Annotated in this window: 19 protein-coding genes; 6 read left to right on the forward strand and 13 right to left on the reverse strand. The window is 72.5% G+C overall.

Annotation, left to right across the window (positions count from 1 at the left end; translation table 11 throughout):
* Window positions 1-6 precede the first annotated feature (6 nt).
* The 4 genes from ACFYST_RS12890 to ACFYST_RS12905 all read right to left on the reverse strand — a co-directional run bounded on the left by ACFYST_RS12890 (window position 7) and on the right by ACFYST_RS12905 (window position 2,829).
* The gene (locus tag ACFYST_RS12890) at window positions 7-225 is read right to left on the reverse strand and encodes a hypothetical protein (RefSeq protein ID WP_387861705.1); all 219 of its coding nucleotides are present in this window, start codon (window positions 223-225) and stop codon (window positions 7-9) included.
* Between the two features lie 31 nt (window positions 226-256).
* The gene (locus ACFYST_RS12895; RefSeq protein WP_387861706.1) at window positions 257-1,318 is read right to left on the reverse strand and encodes an ArsO family NAD(P)H-dependent flavin-containing monooxygenase; all 1,062 of its coding nucleotides are present in this window, start codon (window positions 1,316-1,318) and stop codon (window positions 257-259) included.
* 72 nt (window positions 1,319-1,390) lie between these two features.
* Window positions 1,391-2,500, reverse strand: coding sequence for an ACR3 family arsenite efflux transporter (arsB, locus tag ACFYST_RS12900; protein WP_387861707.1), 1,110 nt, complete (start codon window positions 2,498-2,500; stop codon window positions 1,391-1,393).
* The gene (locus ACFYST_RS12905; RefSeq protein ID WP_387861708.1) at window positions 2,497-2,829 is read right to left on the reverse strand and encodes an ArsR/SmtB family transcription factor; all 333 of its coding nucleotides are present in this window, start codon (window positions 2,827-2,829) and stop codon (window positions 2,497-2,499) included. Before ACFYST_RS12905 ends, arsB begins: the two co-directional genes overlap by 4 nt.
* Before the next feature lie 156 nt (window positions 2,830-2,985).
* On the opposite strand from ACFYST_RS12905, the gene ACFYST_RS12910 reads away from it, so the two are divergent.
* A complete protein-coding gene (locus tag ACFYST_RS12910) occupies window positions 2,986-3,417 on the forward strand; it encodes an arsenate reductase ArsC (protein ID WP_387861709.1) in 432 nt (143 codons plus the stop codon).
* Window positions 3,418-3,422: 5 nt separating this feature from the next.
* Complete coding sequence (trxB, locus tag ACFYST_RS12915; RefSeq protein WP_387861710.1) at window positions 3,423-4,403, forward strand: thioredoxin-disulfide reductase; 981 nt, start codon at window positions 3,423-3,425, stop codon at window positions 4,401-4,403.
* Window positions 4,404-4,589: 186 nt separating this feature from the next.
* On the opposite strand, the gene ACFYST_RS12920 is transcribed toward trxB, so the two are convergent.
* Entirely contained in the window at window positions 4,590-5,252 is a 663-nt protein-coding gene (locus tag ACFYST_RS12920; RefSeq protein ID WP_387861711.1) for a response regulator, read from the reverse strand.
* Window positions 5,249-6,376 carry a sensor histidine kinase gene (locus tag ACFYST_RS12925; RefSeq protein ID WP_387861713.1) on the reverse strand — a complete coding sequence of 376 codons (1,128 nt, stop codon included), beginning with the start codon at window positions 6,374-6,376 and terminating at the stop codon, window positions 5,249-5,251. The genes ACFYST_RS12920 and ACFYST_RS12925 overlap by 4 nt, the downstream gene beginning before the upstream one ends.
* A gap of 192 nt (window positions 6,377-6,568) precedes the next feature.
* Between ACFYST_RS12925 and ACFYST_RS12930 the strand changes: the two genes are divergently transcribed.
* Both ACFYST_RS12930 and ACFYST_RS12935 read left to right on the forward strand, forming a co-directional pair.
* Entirely contained in the window at window positions 6,569-6,982 is a 414-nt protein-coding gene (locus tag ACFYST_RS12930) for a DUF6223 family protein (RefSeq protein WP_387861714.1), read from the forward strand.
* Between the two features lie 43 nt (window positions 6,983-7,025).
* A complete protein-coding gene (locus tag ACFYST_RS12935) occupies window positions 7,026-7,541 on the forward strand; it encodes a DinB family protein (protein ID WP_387861716.1) in 516 nt (171 codons plus the stop codon).
* A gap of 30 nt (window positions 7,542-7,571) precedes the next feature.
* Here the strand turns inward: ACFYST_RS12935 and sigJ are convergent, their stop codons facing one another.
* A complete protein-coding gene (sigJ, locus tag ACFYST_RS12940; protein WP_387643034.1) occupies window positions 7,572-8,450 on the reverse strand; it encodes an RNA polymerase sigma factor SigJ in 879 nt (292 codons plus the stop codon).
* Window positions 8,451-8,645: 195 nt separating this feature from the next.
* Here sigJ and ACFYST_RS12945 point away from each other — a divergent pair, with 195 nt between their 5' ends.
* A complete protein-coding gene (locus ACFYST_RS12945) occupies window positions 8,646-9,710 on the forward strand; it encodes an LUD domain-containing protein (protein ID WP_387642844.1) in 1,065 nt (354 codons plus the stop codon).
* 61 nt (window positions 9,711-9,771) lie between these two features.
* On the opposite strand, the gene ACFYST_RS12950 is transcribed toward ACFYST_RS12945, so the two are convergent.
* The 6 genes from ACFYST_RS12950 to ACFYST_RS12975 form a co-directional block, all read right to left on the reverse strand.
* Window positions 9,772-10,362: an O-methyltransferase gene (locus ACFYST_RS12950; RefSeq protein ID WP_387861717.1), complete on the reverse strand. Its 591-nt coding sequence runs from the start codon at window positions 10,360-10,362 to the stop codon at window positions 9,772-9,774.
* Window positions 10,363-10,366: 4 nt separating this feature from the next.
* Window positions 10,367-10,906 carry a hypothetical protein gene (locus ACFYST_RS12955; RefSeq protein ID WP_387642842.1) on the reverse strand — a complete coding sequence of 180 codons (540 nt, stop codon included), beginning with the start codon at window positions 10,904-10,906 and terminating at the stop codon, window positions 10,367-10,369.
* Between the two features lie 304 nt (window positions 10,907-11,210).
* On the reverse strand, window positions 11,211-12,761 hold the full coding sequence (locus ACFYST_RS12960) for a hypothetical protein (RefSeq protein WP_387861719.1): 1,551 nt from the start codon (window positions 12,759-12,761) through the stop codon (window positions 11,211-11,213).
* A 581-nt stretch (window positions 12,762-13,342) separates the two neighbouring features.
* On the reverse strand, window positions 13,343-13,849 hold the full coding sequence (locus ACFYST_RS12965) for an NUDIX hydrolase (RefSeq protein ID WP_387861720.1): 507 nt from the start codon (window positions 13,847-13,849) through the stop codon (window positions 13,343-13,345).
* A complete protein-coding gene (locus ACFYST_RS12970) occupies window positions 13,846-15,345 on the reverse strand; it encodes an SDR family NAD(P)-dependent oxidoreductase (protein ID WP_387861722.1) in 1,500 nt (499 codons plus the stop codon). Before ACFYST_RS12970 ends, ACFYST_RS12965 begins: the two co-directional genes overlap by 4 nt.
* Window positions 15,346-15,457: 112 nt before the next feature.
* Entirely contained in the window at window positions 15,458-16,399 is a 942-nt protein-coding gene (locus tag ACFYST_RS12975; RefSeq protein ID WP_387861723.1) for an AEC family transporter, read from the reverse strand.
* 753 nt (window positions 16,400-17,152) lie between these two features.
* On the opposite strand from ACFYST_RS12975, the gene ACFYST_RS12980 reads away from it, so the two are divergent.
* Window positions 17,153-17,899: a transglycosylase SLT domain-containing protein gene (locus ACFYST_RS12980; RefSeq protein WP_387861725.1), complete on the forward strand. Its 747-nt coding sequence runs from the start codon at window positions 17,153-17,155 to the stop codon at window positions 17,897-17,899.
* Window positions 17,900-18,043 lie beyond the last annotated feature (144 nt).

An 18,043-nucleotide genomic window follows, 5' to 3' on the forward strand; every position in this document is an offset into this window, starting at 1 on the left:
GCTCCTTCAACAGCGCGTCGATCTGCTGGACGGCGGTGCGGGCGGTGCGGGCGGTGCGGCCGACGCCGAGACGTACGCCTCGGGCTGGGAGGAGTTCGGCCGGGCCGGGCTCGCGTCCCATCGGGTCGTCGCGGTCGTCGCGTCGGGCGCGGTGCTGGGCCGGGTGGCGGCGGGCGCGGTCTCGGGCCGGTGCGCGTACGCGGGTGGGTCGAGCGCTCCGCTCACGTCCTGAGCCGATGCCGGATTGTGCGGGCCGTCAGCCCAGCAGCGTCTTGATCTCCTGGACGGCACTGCGCGCGGTGCGGCCGACGCCGATCAGGGTGGCGGAGGCCGGGCCGGTCCAGTCGCCGTAGCCGAGCAGGTGGATGCGGGGGTCGGCGAGGGTGCGGGTGCCGTCGGTGGGGATGTGGCCTTCGGTGCGGCCGAGGTCGAGGGGGCGGGTGGCGGCGAGGTCGGGGCGGAAGCCCGTGCACCAGATGATCGTGTCGCAGTCGAAGGTGCTGCCGTCGGCCCAGACGGGGCCGGTCGGGGTGAGTCGTTCGAACATCGGGTGGGCGGCGAGCAGGCCACTGTCCCGGGCCCGGCGGACGGGGCCGGTGGCGACGATGTCGCCCAGCGAGGCGACGCCGCCGTGCTGTTCGCCGTGTTCGGCGGCGTTGACGCGGCGGGTGGCGAGTTCGAACAGGGCCCGGCCGTCGATCGCGTCGGGCAGGAAGTGCGGCGGGCGGCGGGTGACCCAGCGGACGGTGGCCACGTCGGCGAGGTCGGCGGCGATCTGGGCGCCGGAGTTGCCGCCGCCGACGACCAGCACCCGCTGCCCGGCGAACCTGCTGGCCGTGCGGTAGTGGTGGGTGTGGAGCTGGCGGCCGGCGAAGTCGCGTTGGCCGGGAACGTACGGGGTGAACGGCCGTTGCCAGGATCCGGTGGCGAAGATCACCGCGTCCGCTCGCCAAGTCCCGTGGCTGGTAAGGGCGATGAGCCCGTCGGGGGCGCTCTCGACGCTGGTCACGTCGACCGGGCGGTGCACGGGCAGTTCGTAGCGCTCCTCGTACTCGGCGAGGTAGCGCACCACGTGGGCGGCGTCCGGGTACTCGTGTCCCGGCTGGTGGGGCATCGGGCGGCCGGGCAGGGAAGAGAAGGCGGCGGGGGAGAACAGGCGCAGGCTCTCCCAGTAGTGCTGCCAGGCGCCGCCGGGGCTCCGGGCGGCGTCGAGGATCGCGAAGTCGAGTCCGGCGCGGCGCAGGTAGTACCCGGCCGCGAGACCGGCCTGGCCGCCACCGACCACCAGGACCCGGGTGTGGCGGTCGGGGAAGGTCATCGCTGTTGCTCCAGGGGTGCGGCGGGGCGGGTCGCCCGCGCCGGAAAGAGGGTGCGGGCGACCTGCGGGGCTTCAGCGCGACGATTCCACAGAACTGGTGGTCCTGACGGCGAACTTCTTGCGCCAGGCGAGGGAGACATACACCAGGGCGATCAGGACGGGGACCTCGATGAGCGGGCCGACGACGCCGGAGAGGGCCTGGCCGGAGGTGACGCCGAAGGTGGCGATGGCGACGGCGATGGCGAGTTCGAAGTTGTTGCCGGCGGCGGTGAAGGCGAGCGTGGCGGTGCGGTCGTAGGCGAGGCCGAGGCCCTTGCCGAGCGCGAACGAGCCGAACCACATGATCGCGAAGTAGGCCAGCAGCGGCAGGGCGATCCGGGCGACGTCGAGCGGCTGGGAGGTGATGGTCTTCCCCTGGAGGGCGAACAGGATCACGATCGTGAACAGCAGCCCGTACAGCGCCCAGGGGCCGATCTTCGGCAGGAAGTTCTGCTCGTAGCGCTCGCGGCCCAGCTTCTGCTCGCCGATGCGGCGGGTGAGGAAGCCGGCGACCAGCGGGATGCCGAGGAACACCAGGACGTTGACGACGATCTTCGCGACGGAGAAGTGCAGGTTGTCCTGGGACAGGCCGAGCCAGCCCGGCAGCACGTCGAGGTAGAACCAGCCCAGCACGCCGAACATCACGACCTGGAAGACGCTGTTCAGCGCGACCAGGACTGCGGCGGCCTCGCGGTCGCCGCAGGACAGGTCGTTCCAGATGATCACCATGGCGATGCAGCGGGCCAGGCCGACGATGATCAGGCCGGTGCGGTACTCGGGCAGGTCCGGCAGGAAGATCCAGGCCAGGGCGAACATCACGGCCGGGCCGACCAGCCAGTTGATCACCAGCGAGGAGACCATCAGCTTCCGGTCGCCGGTCACGGTGTGCAGGCGGTCGTAGCGGACCTTCGCGAGGACCGGGTACATCATGACCAGCAGGCCGAGGCCGATGGGCAGCGAGACGCCGCCGACCTCGACCTTGCTCAGCGCGTCGTTCAGGCCGGGGATCGCCCGGCCCAGACCCAGTCCGAGGCCCATGGCGAGCAGGATCCACACCGCGAGGTAGCGGTCCAGGAAGGAGAGCTTGCCGACCAGCCCGGCCTCGCCTGCTTGCGAGGGGGTAGCGGTCTTGGACGGGGTCACGGGCAGGACCTCTTGGTGTCGGCGCACGCGGTGGCGCGGGCGGTGGCGGCGAGATCGCCGAGAAAGCCCGCGAGGGACTCCAGGGCGTCGGGGCGGAGCTTGTAGTAGGTGAAGCGGCCGCAGGGCTCGGTGTCGACCAGACCGGCCTCCCGAAGGATCTTCAGGTGGTTGGACAGGTTGGTCTGCTTGGCGCCGGTCTCCTCGACGAGGTGGCTCGTGCAGAGCGCCTCGTGCGCGAGCAGCGTCAGGATCCGCATGCGCAGGGGGTCGGCCAGGGCCTTCAGCACGTCGACCGTGCCGTTCACATCACTCTCGACTGACATCACCATGTGCTGATACTATCGCATCAGTCGTGGCTGATGTCAGTGGCAGCTGAGCTGCTGTGCGGTCCTTCCGCTCGTCGCCACGTATTCAGCCCGGACACCGCCGTCCGAAGGGCCCGTTCCGGCCCGCGACTTCCGATCGAACGAAGGATCCGCCCACCCATGACCGCCGCGCCGCTCGCCTCCGTGCTGTTCGTCTGCGTGCACAACGCCGGCCGCTCCCAGATGGCCGCCGGGTTCCTCACCCACCTTGCCGGGGACCGCGTCGAGGTCCGCTCCGCCGGCTCCGCCCCCGGTCGCGAGGTCAACCCCGCTGCCGTCGCGGCGATGGCCGAGGTCGGCATCGACATCTCCGACCAGCGGCCGAAGATCCTCACCACCGAGGCCGTCCAGGCGTCCGACTACGTGATCACCATGGGCTGCGGCGACGCCTGCCCCTACTTCCCCGGCAAGCAGTACCTCGACTGGAAGCTCGACGACCCGGCCGGGCAGGGCGTCGAGGCCGTCCGCCCGATCCGCGACGCGATCCGCACCCTGATTGAGGGGCTGATCGCTGATATCGACGCCAACGCCACCCAGAACAAGGAGAGTTGATTCCCGTGTCCGTTGCCACTGACGTCCGTGACGTGATCATCGTCGGTTCCGGCCCGTCCGGATACACCGCTGCGCTGTACACCGCGCGTGCCTCCCTCCGGCCGCTGGTGTTCGAGGGCGCGGTCACGGCCGGCGGCGCGCTGATGAACACCACCGAGGTGGAGAACTTCCCGGGCTTCCGCGACGGCATCATGGGCCCCGAGCTGATGGACAACATGCGCGCCCAGGCCGAGCGCTTCGGCGCCGAGCTGGTCCCGGACGACGTCATCGCCGTCGACCTCACGGGCGACATCAAGACCGTCACCGACTCCGAGGGCACCGTGCACCGCGCCCGCGCCGTGATCGTCACCACCGGCTCGCAGCACCGCAAGCTCGGCCTGCCGAACGAGGACAAGCTCTCCGGCCGCGGCGTCTCCTGGTGCGCGACCTGCGACGGCTTCTTCTTCCGCGACCAGGACATCGCGGTCGTCGGCGGCGGCGACACCGCCCTCGAGGAAGCCACCTTCCTGTCCCGCTTCGCCCGCAGCGTCACGGTGGTCCACCGCCGCAACAGCCTGCGCGCCTCCAAGGCGATGCAGGAGCGCGCCTTCGCCGACCCGAAGATCACCTTCGCCTGGGACAGCGCGGTCGAGGAGATCCACGGCGACCCGAAGCTGACCGGCCTGACCCTCCGGGACACCAACACCGGTGACCTGCGCGAGCTGCCCGTCACCGGCCTGTTCATCGCGATCGGCCACGACCCGCGCACCGACCTGTTCAAGGGCCAGCTCGACCTCGACGCCGAGGGCTACCTCAAGGTCGAGGCCCCCTCCACCCGCACCAACATCCCCGGCGTCTTCGCCGCCGGCGACGTCGTGGACCGTGTCTACCGCCAGGCGATCACCGCCGCCGGCACCGGCGCCTCCGCCGCGCTGGACGCCGAGCGCTACCTTGCCGCGCTGACCGACGCCGAGACCGTGGCCGAGAGCGCCGCCGTCGCGGTCTGACACCTGCTGTCGGGCATCACGCGGGGAGCAGCTGCCACTGGCGGTTCCGGTGGTTGCCGTCCGTCCGACCGCTGCTGCGGTTGGCGATCTCGTACACGCCCGGGGCGCCAATCAGCCGTCAGTGCTGGTGGTGGGCGTCGGTGCCCGACCGTGCTGATCGTGGGGGGAGGCTGGGGGCCGGGGCGGTCAGGGGCGGCGGGCAGTGACCAGGCCGGATTCGTAGGCGAGGACGACGAGTTGGGCGCGGTCGCGGGCGTGGAGTTTGGTCATGGCTCGGTTGATGTGGGTCTTCGCCGTGACCGGACTGATCACCATGCGGGCTGCGATCTCGTCGTTGGAGAGGCCTTGCGCGACCAGGGTGACGGCTTCGCGTTCGCGGGCGGTGAGTTCTTCAAGTCCGGTGTTGGTGAAGGCGGTTGGCGGTTGGGTGACGAAGCGGTCGATCAGGCGGCGAGTGATCGACGGGGCGAGCAGGGCGTCGCCGCGGGAGGCGACGCGGACGGCGTGCAGGAAGTCGTCGGGGAGGATGTCCTTGACGAGGAATCCGGCGGCGCCCGCGCGCAGTGCGTGGAAGACGTACTCGTCCAGGCCGTAGTTGGTCAGGATGACGACGTGGACCCCGGTGAGGGTGGGGTCGGCGGCGATGTGGGCGGTTGCCTCGATGCCGTCGGTGCCGGGCATTTGGATGTCGACAAGTGCGACGTCGGGCAGGTGTGTTCGGGCCAGTTCCACGGCCTGTTGGCCGTTCGCGGCTTCGGCCACCACCTCGATGTCGTCCTCGAGTTCGAGGAGGGCGCGGAAGGCGCTGCGGATCAGTGGCTGGTCGTCGGCCAGCAGGACGCGGATCACGAGGCCCGGTCCACGGGCAGTTCGGCCTGCACGGTGAAGCCGCCGCCGTCCCGGGGTTCGGCGCGCAGGCGGCCGCCGAGGGCGGTCACCCGTTCGCGCATGCCGAGCAGGCCAACGCCCGTTGTCGGGGCGGTAGTTGGGGCGGCCGTGCCGTCGTCGTCGATGCGGACCGCCAGGGTGTCGGGGCGGCAGTCGATCAGTACAGAGGCTGTTGCGGCGTCGGCGTGGCGGGCGACGTTGGTGAGCGACTCCTGGACGATCCGGTAGACGGTCCGGCCCACCGCTGCTGGTACGTCCGGGAGTTGGCCCTCGACGGTGAGTGTGGCGTGCAGGCCGAAGGTGCGGGCCCGCTCGACCAGGTCGGGAACGTCTTCGAGGCCGCGCGGCGGGGCGGTGTCGTCGTCGCGCAACGCCTCGAGCGTGGCGCGCAGTTCGCGTGCTGCCTCACGTCCGGCCTCCTGGATCGCCAGCAGGGCGTCCGGCACCTGCTCGCCGCGTCGGCGGGCGACGTGGACGGCGACCTCGGCCTGCACCTTGATGACCGAGATCTGGTGGGTCAGTGAGTCGTGCAACTCCCGTGCGATGCGCAGGCGTTCCTCGTCGGCGCGGCGCAACGCCGTCTCCTCGCGGGTGCGTTCGGCCGCGTCCGCCCGGAACTCGGCCTGCCGCAGCGCCTCCCCGGCGGCCCCGGCGGCGATCAGCCAGGCGATCTGCAGGGCGCCCCGGGCCTGCGCGAACGCCTGGCCGGTGTCGTGCAGGCCGGAGAGCAGCGCGGCGGCGGGGAGGGAGGCCAGCATGGCGACACTCGCCACCACCGTGAACCAGCGGTGGCCCGCCCGCACGGCCGCGTACACCGCGAACAGGTACGCGACGGCCGGCACGTCGAACCCGGCCGCCTGGTACCCCGCCGCGCACAGCCCGGTGACGGCCAGGACGGTGCGCGGCGCCCGGCGGCGCGCCGCCAGCGCGAGCCCGCCGGCCGCCAGCAGCGCGAAGCCGAGCAGGTCGGGGCCCGTCGCGCCGTGTGGCTCGGACAGTCCGGTGACCAGCAGGGCCACCGCCACGCCGACGGCGATCACCCAGTCCATGGCTACGGCCCGCAGGCCGGACCGTCCGCTACCCATGCGCGGCACCCTAGCCGGGAGGCCCGCGCGGGCGGGTCATCCGAGCGGATGATCATCCGGCTGCTGCGTTCGCGGTACATCCGTAGCCCCTGCGGCACCCGCAGCAGCGCCGATTGTCTGCGCCTGCCGGACGACCGGGGCGCGCGCGGCGGACAGGATCGGGGTCACCGCCAGAAGGAGAGGGGCACCCCGATGTCCGTACGACGCTTCACCGTTGTGGCCTGCGCAGTCCTCGTCGCCGCCGTCGCGCTCGCCGCGCCGGCCACCGCCGACGCACCCGTCGCAGCAAGTGTGACCACCTTCGGCGCCGGACGGATCTGGGCCATCGTGGCGGCGCTGCTGGCGCTGGCCGGTGCCGTCACCGGCGGACTCGCGCTGGCCCGCAGCAAGGGCAGGACCGCCGTCGGGCCCGGGCGGCGCGGAGCCGCCGCTGCCCTGGGCGCGGCGATCGCCGGCACGGCCCTCGGCGCCGTGGTCGCGGCCACCGCGTCCGGCGGGCTCGGCACCGGCAACGGTCTCGGCGGCGCCTTCGTGGCCGTGCTGGTGGGCCTGGCCGGCACGGTGCTGTGCGCGCTGGAGTTGAGGCGCTCCCGCCGCGTCGGCTGAAATCTCGTCGACCGATCGTCAGCGGTGGGGCAGACTGCGCGCGATGACTGAGCGAACCGATACGCCTCCCGCCTGGGACGAGCGCACGCAGCTGACCACCTTCCTCGACTACGCCCGGGCCACCGCACGGTCCAAGTGCGAGGGAATCTCCGCGGAGGACGCCCGGCGTTCGCCGCTGCCCGACTCCCCGCTGATGACGGTGTGCGGGCTGATCAGCCACCTGCGGTGGGTGGAGCACTGGTGGCTCCACGTGGTCTTCTTCGGCGGGGAGGACGCCGGCCCGCTGGTCGACGCCACCGAGGAGGACCCCGACCCGGAGATGCGGACGGCCGTCGACGTACCGCTGGAGCAGCTGCTCGCGGAGTACGAGGAACAGGCCGTCCGCTTCCGGAAGTTGGTTGTCGAGCACGACCTCGACGCGAAGGCCGTCCGCCCGATGCGCGGCGGCCTGCACATGGACCTGCGGTGGGTCCTGCTACACCTGATCGAGGAGACCGCCCGGCACAACGGGCACCTCGACATCGTGCGGGAGCTGCTGGACGGCCGGACCGGCAAATAGGCCGATTCGGCACCCAGGCCAAGTCGGTGTCTAGGCCGGAGCGTCCGCGTCCGTCCACGGGCGGAGCTTCTCCGGGTTGCGGATGCCCCAGATGTGGGTGATCCGGTCGTCGACGATCCGGAACGCGAACACCGTGACGGTGACGCCGTCGAGTTGGGCGATCAGGCCCGGCTGGCCGTTCACGGTGCGTTCCAGGAACGTCATGGCGGGGATGAAGTGAGCGATGCTGAGGTAGGCGCGGACGATGTTGTCGCGGCCGGTGAGCGGCTCCAGCAGGGCGCCGACCAGGCCGCCGCCGTCGGCGATCACCGTGGCGTCGGGGTCGAGCAGGTCCATCAGCGACCGGACGTCCTGGCTCTCCCAGGCCCGTTTGAAGCTCCGCACGATGCCCGCCTGCGCGCCGGCCGGCGTGGTCGGCGACGGCGAGGAGCGGATCCGGCGGCGGGCCGAGGTGGCCAACTGGCGGCAGGCCGCGGCGGATCGGCCCAGCACCTGCGCCACCTCGGCGAACGGGTACTGGAAGACGTCGTGCAGCACGAACGCGACCCGCTCGGCCGGCGTCATCGACTCCAGCACCACCAGGAACGCCATGTGGACCGACTCGTCGAGGGTGATCCGGTCCGCCGGGTCGGCCGCCGCGCCGCCCGCCCCCTCGCGGTGGGCGGGCAACGGCTCCGGGATCCACTCGCCCACATAACGCTCCCGGCGCACCCGGGCCGAGCCCAGCAGGTTGAGGCAGATCCGGCCCGCCACCGTCGTCAACCACCCGCCCGGTGACTCGATCTCGGCCCGCTGCCGCTCGGACTGCGCGAACCAGCGGGCGTACGTCTCCTGCACGACGTCCTCGGCGTCGGCCAGCGAACCGAGCAGCCGGTACGCCAGATTGGTCAGCCGGCGACGCTCGCCCATGATCGCGTCCAGGTCGTCGCGGTCGTTGTGGGGCTGGTGGTCCAGGGGGTTCCGCACGCGTCCGTCTCCTTCTCGGTGGCTCTCGTCCCTCATCGGTAGGACCGCGCAGGGCGTCGGAATGTGACGTCGCGCCGCCGCGTCACATTTCGCGCGGCTGCTCTGTCGTACTGGTCAGGAAGACGAACGGAGAATCCGATGACCACGTTTCAGGCGATCGCCGACCGCGTCGAGATCCAGGCGCTGCAGGCCGAGTTCACCGACGCGGTGACGATGCGCGACCGCGCCCGCCTCGCCGCGCTGTTCACCGCGGACGGCGTGCTGCGGATGCCCAACATCCCGATCGAGCTCACCGGCCCCGAGGAGATCCGGCTCGGCGGCGAGAAGCTCCAGGAACAGTGGGTGTTCTTCGTCCAGAACACCCACCCCGGCGCCATCACCATCGACGGCGACACCGCCACCGGCCGCGCCCACATGCACGAGATCGCCCGCACCCGCAACGGCATCGAAGGCCTCAACTACGCCATCTACCACGACAGTTACCGGCGCACCTCGGAGGGCTGGCGATTCACCGAGCGGGTCTACGAACTCCGCTACCTGGACACCACCCCGCTCGCCGGATCCGCCCCCGGCGAGACCGCCGAGGCGCCCGCGGCCCGCTGGACCGAACCGGCCACCGCCGAACGCCTGGAGCGGGCGGCCGACGCACTCGCCGCCCGCGGCTTCGGAGTCGAGATCCTGCCGGACCTCGAAGCCGCCCGCGCCCGCGTCCGGGAACTCGTCCCGGAGAAGGCGAGCGTGTTCACCACGGCCAGCGAGACGCTCCGGCTGTCCGGCATTGACGACGACCTCAACAGCGACCAGTACCCCCGCTCCGTCAAGCCCCGCGTGCTGACCATGGACCGGGAGACCGAGGCCGACGGGATCCGGCACCTGCTCGCCACCCCCGACGTGGTCATCGGCAGCGTCGCCGCGCTCACCGAGACCGGCTCCCTGGTGGTGGCCTCCGGCAGCGGAAGCCAACTGCCCGCCTACACCGGCGGCGCCGCCCGGGTGATCTGGATCATCGGCGCGCAGAAGATCGTCCCCGACCTGCCCACCGCGCTGCGCCGCCTGGAGGAGCACTCCCTCCCGCTGGAGACCGCCCGCACCGAGGCCGCCTACGGGGTGCCCAGCGCCGTCAACCAGCTGGTGGTGTTCAACAGCCCGACCCGGTTCAGCGAGGGCATTGTGCTGCTGCTCCGGGAGGCGGTCGGGTACTGACGGCGGGCCTCACGCCTCACGGTCATCACGGCCCTCACGGGCTTCACGGTCCTCACGGGTTTCACGGGCGGCGGGTGGCCAGCAGGGTGGCGAGGTCCGGGGCGAGCCGGACCTCGGTGGTGAGCAGGGACGGGTGGTCGTACCAGGCGGTGCGGCCGGCGTCCGGACGGCCCTGGTGGGTCGGCGGCCAGGCGGTGAGGGGAGTCAGGTCGTCGACCACCAGGGTGCCCGCCGGGGTCAGCAGGAGATCCGGGTCGGCGGGCGGCGACTGCTTGCCGTTGCCACCGCCGTCCAGGACCAGCAGGTCGAACGGGCCGTGCGGCGCGATGGAGGTCCAGTCGCCGTGCACGATCTCCAGGTCGGGCACGTCGGCGAACAACTCCCTTGCGGCCGCCACTCGTTCGGCCTCGCGCTCCACGCTCACCACCCGCACCCCCGGCCGCCGCCCCGCCAGCAGCCAGCCGAGGCCGACACCGCAGCCCGTGCCCGTCTCGCCGATCCGGGCGGCTGCGCCTGCCGCCAGCGCCTGGAGCAGCCGCCCCTGCTCCGGGCGGCAGGACTTCGTGAAGCCCAGCCGCTCGGCCAACTCGACCGCCCGGACGACAAGTTGGGGGAGGGCGGTGCGGTCGGCGTAGGTTCCGGGAATCGACATGCCGTCAGCATGCCCGACGCAGCAGGATGCCGCGACTGCCCGGGGCCGGGCGGCGGGTGGCGGCGCGCGGGGCTGCGAGATCGATCTCCTCGACCAGCAGCCAGCCCTGCTGGGCGGAGAGCCAGGGCCGCAGACACACGTCCAGCGCGGTCGGGGCGAGCGCGACGAACAGCAGGTCGGTGGGCAGGGCGTGCAGCAACTCCAGGTCCTGGCCGGCCTGCAGGGCCTCGATCAGCAGCACGGCACCGAAACGGCGGCGCACCGGCGGCGGGGCGGCGAGATCGGCCGCGCTCAGGCGCAGGCGGGTGCGGCGACCGAAAGCCGACAGCAGGCGCTGGCGCAGTGCCGGGTCGGGCTCGGCGGCGTGCACGGTGTAGCCAGCCCTGAGTAAGCGGCCGGTCAACGCGCCGTCCCGGGCGCCGAGTTCGGCGAGCGCCCCACTGCCGGGCGGACGGTGCCGGGCCACCCAGGCGGCGGTCGCGTCGAGCCGGTCGGCTTCGTAGCGGGCGCCGTCGGCATCGGTTGCCGCCAGAGTGTCGGTCACGGACATGTCCCGTCGCAGGTTCGAGGGTGCGGGCCGGAATCGACCCTAGCCACCGCCTTCGTTCGTGGTCCACACCACCAAGGGGGAAAGTTTACCGTTCACGGTCAATTCAAGGGAAGTGGTACAGAGGAAACATGGGGGAGGGAAGAGAGGAACGCAGGGGGTGTGATGAGGCGCGAGGGACGGTAGTGGGGAATGGGGCGCGCGATGAAGTGACCGGCCGTCAGGCCCGTTGCCGGGGCATGCCGAAGGCCCCGCGCCCGGGCGGTGGCCCGGGCGCGGGGCCCTTGGGGTGGTGCGGTGGTCAGGCGGGGTCGGAGAACTCGGTGAAGTCCGGGAGGTCGGAGAGGTCCGCGTCGAAGTCGTCGTCGTAGCGGTCGTCGCGTTCGGCGCGCTCCTCGCCGGGCTCCTTGCGGGCCGGGGCGACCCGGCCGAGTTGCAGGGAGGAGTGCATGCCCGCGCCGAGCGAGCTCGCGTCGGCGATGACGCCGTCGGCGGGGTTCTCGCCGTTCGCACCGCTGCCGCCGGCACTGTCGCCGGCGACCTGGCCGCCGCGCCGTTGGGCGCCGCGGATGCCGCTGCCGCCGCCGACCGGGCCGTAGCCGCCGCCGGCCATGGGCATGCCCATCATGCCGCCGGCCATCGGGGGACGGCCGGACAGGCCAGCGGTGCTGGTGCCGGTGCCGCCGCTGCCGCCGGAGCCGCTGCCGCCGACGCCGGAAGCGCCGTCGTGGCCGTTGTCCAGGTTGGTGCCCAGGCGCAGGGCGCCGCCCTTGGAGCCGGCGCCGCCGGGAGTGGAGAGCCGGGTGACGAAGCCGCCCGCCATGCCCTCGCCCGAACCCGAGGAGCCGGATCCGGAGCCGCCGCCCGCCCCGCCGCCACCGCCGCCGCCACCGCCGTGGCTGCCGGAGCCGACGGCGCCGAGGTTCGGCCTCTTCAGGCCCAGCATGTCGAGCCCGCTGCCGCTGCTGCCGCCGCGCGAGCCTCCGCCGCCGATCGGGCCGAGCTTGGGCGACAGCGCGGCGAACGCGGCGAGTCCGGCGTCGGCCGAGCCGCGGCCTCCGCCGATATGCGAGCTGCTGCCGACCGAGTTGACCCCGGTGCCGGTCGCGAGGTTGGGGCTGAGCGGGTTCGCCACCAGGGAGGCGATGCTGTTCAGCGAGGTCCGGTTGCTGTCCTCGTTGTCGCTGAGGTTGCCGGCCATCTTGTCCATCTTGGCCGCGGTGTCGCGGAACGAGCCCAGGATGCGCTTGAGCACGTCCTCGGCGATGGTCTGCAGGATCTTCTCCGCGATCTGGATGGCCAACCGGCCGAACGGATCGCCGGACTCGCCCAGCTTCAGGCCCGAGACGATGCGCTTGAAGTCCAGGCCGTGCGACTCGATGTCGTCCGCGCCGCGGCGCAGATCGGCCGCGCAGGAGGCGACCTGGTCGAGGTCGACGCTGAAGCCCTGTCCGTTGGAGTTGTTGGACGGGGTCGGCGCGATCTGCTGCGCCGCCTTGACGATCATGTCCTCGATCGGCTGGAGCAGCGTGTGGGCGAGCCGGCTGACCGCCTGGTTCAGCAGCTGCTTCATGATCTCGCGGCCGAGCCGCAGGACCGCCGCGGAGCTCCACGGACCGGTGGAGGACGCGGCCGCGAAGCTCGCCTGGATGCTGGCCAGTTGGACGATCGACGCGGTCTTCGCCCCCTCGACCACCAGGGCTGCGGCCCGCAGCACCTTGGATATCGTGTGGCAGGCCTCGACGATCACCTTGGAGTATTTGGTGATGGTGCTCCACAACTCCGCCAGCCGGTCGGCCGAGGAGCCCTGATACACCTCATGGAGCATCGTCAGTGCTCTGTCGGCCGTCATCTGGGCGGAGTCCAGAGAGCCCGCGAACTTCTCCAACTGGTCGGCCAGCCGGTTCAGTTCATCTTCATTGGCACCGGGGAACCGTACGCCCAGTAGGCCCACGATGGCATTGAGCCCCGGTGGTAGTTGGATTGCCATGGCCGCCCCCAGCTGCTGCCCGCGGTAAGTCCCTGATAGCGCATTGCGACGATACACATACCGCACGCCGCCGACCACCTGGTAAGCCCCAGTGTTTGCCGCATCGTCAGCGAACCGGTACCTGGCGGCGGTGTGCGCGTGGCGTGGAGATCATGGGGGCGCGGCCGGTCCGGAGCCGGCCCGGGCGCTGTCGGGAAAAGTGCTGAACGGTCGTCTGCGCAGGTCGTGTTGGGTGCGGCGGCAGACGAACTTTCGGCGTTGCGCGGCGAGCGGTGACGGGTCGAGGGGGCCGCGGGCCGGAGGCTCGCGGCCCGGGAGGCGCCGCGGCCCGGCTCGCAGAATCGGACGATCCGCATCCGCACCATTCGGACCCGGTGCTGTGCGGCCGGAGGGCGAGTGTCGCGGCGCGACGCTACGCGCGGTGAGCGGGAGCTAACGGGCCGTCAGATCGAGTAGCGCCAAGTGCCGCCGGGCGCCGGATGGTTCGGCAGCCAGGCGGCCAGGACCTGGGCGGACGGGTAGAACATCGGCTCCGGGAGCGCGTCCACCGGGAAGCGTTCCCAGCCGGCGCACGCGTGCGGCTCGGTGACCAGCGCCTCGGCCAGGCTCGGCGGGGCCAGCACCGCCGCCGTCACCCGGGTGCGGCCCAGCTCGTGGTCGAGCAGCACCGCCAGCACCCGCATCTCCTCGGCGGGCAGCACGATGCCGGTCTCCTCGGCCAACTCCCGTGCCGCGGCCTGCTCGAAGGACTCGCCGGGGTGGTCGACCTTGCCGCCCGGCAGGCTCCAGGTCGGCGGCTCGCCGGCCGTGGTGCGCCGTCCGATCAGCACCCGGCCGTCCCCGGTCGGCACGATCACACCCGCGCCGACCAGCGGCGGAACCGGGTGCGGGCCACCCGCGCCGACCAGCGGCAACGGGTGCGGACCGACCAGGAGTTGAGCTTCCGTCACCACTTGCCCTTCTGGTAGTCCTTCAGGAAGCAACCGTACAGGTCCTCGCCCAGCTCGCCGCGGACGATCGGGTCGTACACCCGGGCCGCGCCGTCCACCAGGTCGAGCGGGGCGTGGAAGCCCTCCTCGTGCAGGCGCATCTTGTCGGGGTGCGGGCGCTCGTCGGTGATCCAGCCGGTGTCCACGGCGGTCATCAGGATGCCGTCGGTCTCGAACATCTCCTGCGCGCTGGTGCGGGTCAGCATGTTCAGCGCGGCCTTCGCCATGTTGGTGTGCGGGTGGCCGGCGCCCTTGTAGCCGCGGTCGAACACGCCCTCCATCGCGGACACGTTCACCACGTACTTGCGGCGGGCCGGGGACGCGGCCATCGCCGGGCGCAGCTGGCTGATCAGGATGAACGGGGCGGTGGAGTTGCACAGTTGCACCTCCAGCAGCTCGATCGGGCCGACCTCGGAGACGGTCTGCACCCAGCTGTTGGTGTCCGCCAGGTCCGGCACCAGGCCGCCGGCGTCGATCGCGGTGCCCGCCGCGATCCGCTCCGGCGAGGCCGAACCCGTCACCAGCGCCAGCGAGGTGACCTCCTCGGCGCTCACCGCGGGCTGCTCGGTGCGGGTCTGCCCGGGCAGCGCGGGCACGTCCACCGCGCCCGAGCCGTACCGGCCGATGACCGTGGAGGCGGGCAGCACGCCGGCGGGCAGCGGCGCCGACTCGGCGGCGATCAGCTCGCGGTACGCGGCGGGGGAGCGGCGCACGGTCTGCGCGGCGTTGTTGATCAGGATGTCCAGCGGGCCGTCCGCGGCGACCTCGTCGGCCAGCGCCATCACCTGCGCCGGGTCGCGCAGGTCGATGCCGACCACCTTCAGGCGGTGGATCCAGTCGGCGCTGTCCGGCATCGCCGAGAAACGGCGGATCGCGTCGTTCGGGAACCGGGTGGTGATGGTGGTGTGCGCGCCGTCGCGCAGCAGGCACAGCGCGATGTACATGCCGATCTTGGCGCGGCCGCCGGTCAGCAGCGCGCGCTTGCCGGTCAGGTCGGCGCGGGCGGTCCGCCGCTGCCGGCTGAGCGCGGCGCAGTTGCGGCACAGCTGGTGGTAGAACGCGTCCACCTCGGTGTACCGCTGCTTGCACATGTAGCAGGAGCGGGCCCGCTCCAGGATGCCCGCCAGCTCGCTGGTGGTCTCGGTGCTCAGACCGAACACACCCGCCGTCTCGTCGTCGATCCGGCCCGGCGCACCCGTCGCGGTCCGGGACGTCACCGCGCGGTCGTTGGCGGTCTTGCGGGCCCGGGTCTCCTGGCGGCGGCGCTGCTTCAGCGTGCGGAAGATCCCGCCGACGGCCATCCGGACCCGGATCGCGTCCGGGTGGTCCACGTGGATCTCGTCCAGCTCGGCGATCACGCTCAGGCACAGCTCAAGGCGATCGGGGTCGATGCCCTTGCCGTAGTCGATGTCGTCCTCGACCGGGTCGGTGCCCGGCTGGCTCTGCGCGTTCGTCACTGCGGATGCTTCCTCTATCTCCCCATGGATACCGGCGAACTCTACGTGAGCGGGCCGGGCCGGGGCGAAGCCTGTGACCTGCCGCACTTCGGTGCAGCACGCCTGGGAGGGCTCAACGTCCGCCCAGTGCCCAGGCGATGCCCGACAGCGTGAGCATCGACAGCACCGTGGAGACCAGGACGGAGGAGCGTGCCAGCGCCGGCGCCGCCCCGTACAACCGGGCGTACACGTACACGTTCTGCGCGGTCGGCAGCGCCGACAGGAGCACCACCGCCAGCAGCTGCGGCCCCGGCAGGTGCAGCAGCAGCGCGCCCACCGCCAGCGCGGCCAGCGGCTGGGCGACGGTCTTCACCAATACCGTGACGGCCAGCTCGGCACGGTCCGGACGCTGCGCCGCCGCGCCGGGCGGGGTGTGCAGGGACAGGCCGAGGGTGACCAGCGCCGCCGGGACGGCCGCGCCGCCCAGCAGCTCCACGGAGTGCGCCAGCGGCCCGGGCAGGTGCCAGTGGGCCGCCGAGAACACCGCGCCCAGCCCCGCACCGAGGATCACCGGGTTGCGCAGCGGCAGCAGCGCCAGGCGCCGCAGCCGCTCGGCCGGTCGGGCGGCGGAACCGGTGGCGGAGTCCAGCAGGGCCAGCATGACGGGCGTCACCAGCAGCACCTGGAACAGCAGCACCGGTGCGACGAAGGACGCGTCGCCGAGCACCTGCGCGGCCACCGGGATGCCGAGGTTGCCCGAGTTCACGTAGCCCGCCGCCATCACGGCCATGGTCCGCTCGGCGGGTCCGCGCTTGAACAGTCGGCGGCCCGCCAGCAGGGCCAGCGCCGAGGCGGCCAGCGTTCCGGCGGCGAACGCCAGCATCGAGGTGTTGGCGAACCCCGCCAGATCGGTGCGGGCGACCACCGTGAACAGCGCGGCCGGCATCGCCACGTGGAACACGAACCGGCCGAGCACCGACTCGGCGTCCGCACCCAGCAGCCCCGTCCGTGCCGCCAGCCACCCGACCGCAGTCAGCACCCAGATCGGCGCGAACGCCGCGACCAACGCTTCCACCTGACCTCCCGCCGCAGTCAACCAGGCGTGCCCGAACGGTCGTTCGGCGGGGTCGGCGGTGGCCCCCGTCACAGCCGGGCGGCGGCCGTCGGCCGGTTCGGGTGGCCCGGGCCACAGCCGGGCGCGGGTGTGCGGCAGGGCGGTCGGTGGCCCCCGTCACAGTCGGGCAGGGGTGGCCGGTGGCCCCCGTCACAGCCCCGCCGCGACGGGTGGCCGGGCGGCTGCGGTGGGTGGTCGCGGTGAGGGCCGGGTCACAGCGGACGGGCGGTGGCCGGGGTCACAGGGCCCCGTCGCTCGGGGCGGGCGGGAGGCCGGTCGGCGATGGCGCGGAACCCTTGGCAGGACTGGGCTCCGGCCCAAATTCCGTGGCGCCGGGCGGGGTTGGCGCTTCCTGGGAGCCGGCTGTGAGGCTGCTCATAAGCAGCTGGGAAAACCGGCCGCGACGACGCGCCAATTCCCTTGGGACGCAAGGGATGCGGGCCGGTCGACCGGCCCGGGTCGTCCCATTTCGCGGTGTTTGCAGCCGGGTTGGGCGCTCAGGCAATGTCGTGGTTGTGCCCCGAGCCGTTCAGCTGCTCACGGGGCTTCACGGCGCAGCAGACCGCAGCACGCATGCGGCGCAGCGTCCCCGGTGAGCACGAGCCGCCGGGCCGGCCGTCCCGGGCCGAGGAACCCCCGCAGTCCTGCGGAGGTCCCCCCTTGGCAAAACCGGGTGCGGCGTGACCTGGAACACGACTCTCGGAGGTACCCGAAATGCGACGCATCAAGAACAACCTGGGCCGACTGCCGCAGATCCGCCAGATCCGCATGGGCCACCACCGCATGCCCGACGCCTTCCTCGGCGTGGGCCTGGCCGGTGCCATCGCCGTCGGCGCCCTGCTGCCCGCCACCCAGGCGTTCGCCAGCCCGTCGCCCGCCCCCGCCGCGACCGCTGCGGTCGCCACCGACGGCCAGAACGCCGCGCAGCAGCCGGCTGCGCAGCAGCCTGCCGAGCAGCCGCAGCAGCAGCCTGCCGAGCAGCCGCAGCCGCAGCCCGAGCCGGCCCCCGCTCCCGCTCCCGAGCCGGCCCCCGCTCCGGCCCCCGCTCCCGCTCCCGCCCCGGCCCCGGCCCCGGCCCCGGCGCCCGCCCCCGCGCCGGCCAAGCCGACCTACGCCAACAACCTGGACGGCTGGATCGCCGAGGCCCGCGACGCGCTGGCCGCCGCCGGCAAGCCGGTCCCGTCCGCGAAGGCGATGCACGCCGCGGCGATCGCCGAGTCCTCCGGCAACCCGAACGCCGTCAACAACTGGGACATCAACGCCAAGAAGGGCACCCCGTCGATCGGCCTGACCCAGATGATCGAGCCGACCTTCCGCGCCTACTCGCTGCCCGGCCACAAGGACATCCGGAACCCCGTCGACAACCTGATCGCCAGCTCGCGCTACTGCGACGCCCGCTACGGCTCCATGGACAACATGGCCGCCGCCCGCGGCTACGGCGCCTACTGGAAGGGCTACTAAGCCGGCTTCCGGGCCAGCTCTGCCCTTCGGCCCCCTGCGGACTCGTTCCGCAGGGGGCCGCGGCATGTCCGGAACCTTCCGGACGGGGGTGCGGAAACCCGTAATCGGAGTGGGTGGGAAACCGCGTACCGCCGGTGAGCTGCG

It is taken from the genome of Kitasatospora sp. NPDC004614, from assembly GCF_042873675.1.
Classification (GTDB): domain Bacteria; phylum Actinomycetota; class Actinomycetes; order Streptomycetales; family Streptomycetaceae; genus Kitasatospora.

Bases quoted from the DNA above. Each gene is read 5' to 3' on its own strand.
- ACFYST_RS12895 (WP_387861706.1), bottom strand. From the start codon at position 1,318: ATGACCTTCCCCGACCGCCACACCCGGGTCCTGGTGGTCGGTGGCGGC.
- ACFYST_RS12905 (WP_387861708.1), bottom strand. From the start codon at position 2,829: ATGGTGATGTCAGTCGAGAGTGATGTGAACGGCACGGTCGACGTGCTG.
- ACFYST_RS12910 (WP_387861709.1), top strand. From the start codon at position 2,986: ATGACCGCCGCGCCGCTCGCCTCCGTGCTGTTCGTCTGCGTGCACAAC.
- ACFYST_RS12925 (WP_387861713.1), bottom strand. From the start codon at position 6,376: ATGGGTAGCGGACGGTCCGGCCTGCGGGCCGTAGCCATGGACTGGGTG.
- ACFYST_RS12930 (WP_387861714.1), top strand. From the start codon at position 6,569: ATGTCCGTACGACGCTTCACCGTTGTGGCCTGCGCAGTCCTCGTCGCC.
- ACFYST_RS12935 (WP_387861716.1), top strand. From the start codon at position 7,026: ATGACTGAGCGAACCGATACGCCTCCCGCCTGGGACGAGCGCACGCAG.
- sigJ (WP_387643034.1), bottom strand. From the start codon at position 8,450: ATGGGCGAGCGTCGCCGGCTGACCAATCTGGCGTACCGGCTGCTCGGT.
- ACFYST_RS12945 (WP_387642844.1), top strand. From the start codon at position 8,646: ATGACCACGTTTCAGGCGATCGCCGACCGCGTCGAGATCCAGGCGCTG.
- ACFYST_RS12950 (WP_387861717.1), bottom strand. From the start codon at position 10,362: ATGTCGATTCCCGGAACCTACGCCGACCGCACCGCCCTCCCCCAACTT.
- ACFYST_RS12960 (WP_387861719.1), bottom strand. From the start codon at position 12,761: ATGACGGCCGACAGAGCACTGACGATGCTCCATGAGGTGTATCAGGGC.
- ACFYST_RS12980 (WP_387861725.1), top strand. From the start codon at position 17,153: ATGCGACGCATCAAGAACAACCTGGGCCGACTGCCGCAGATCCGCCAG.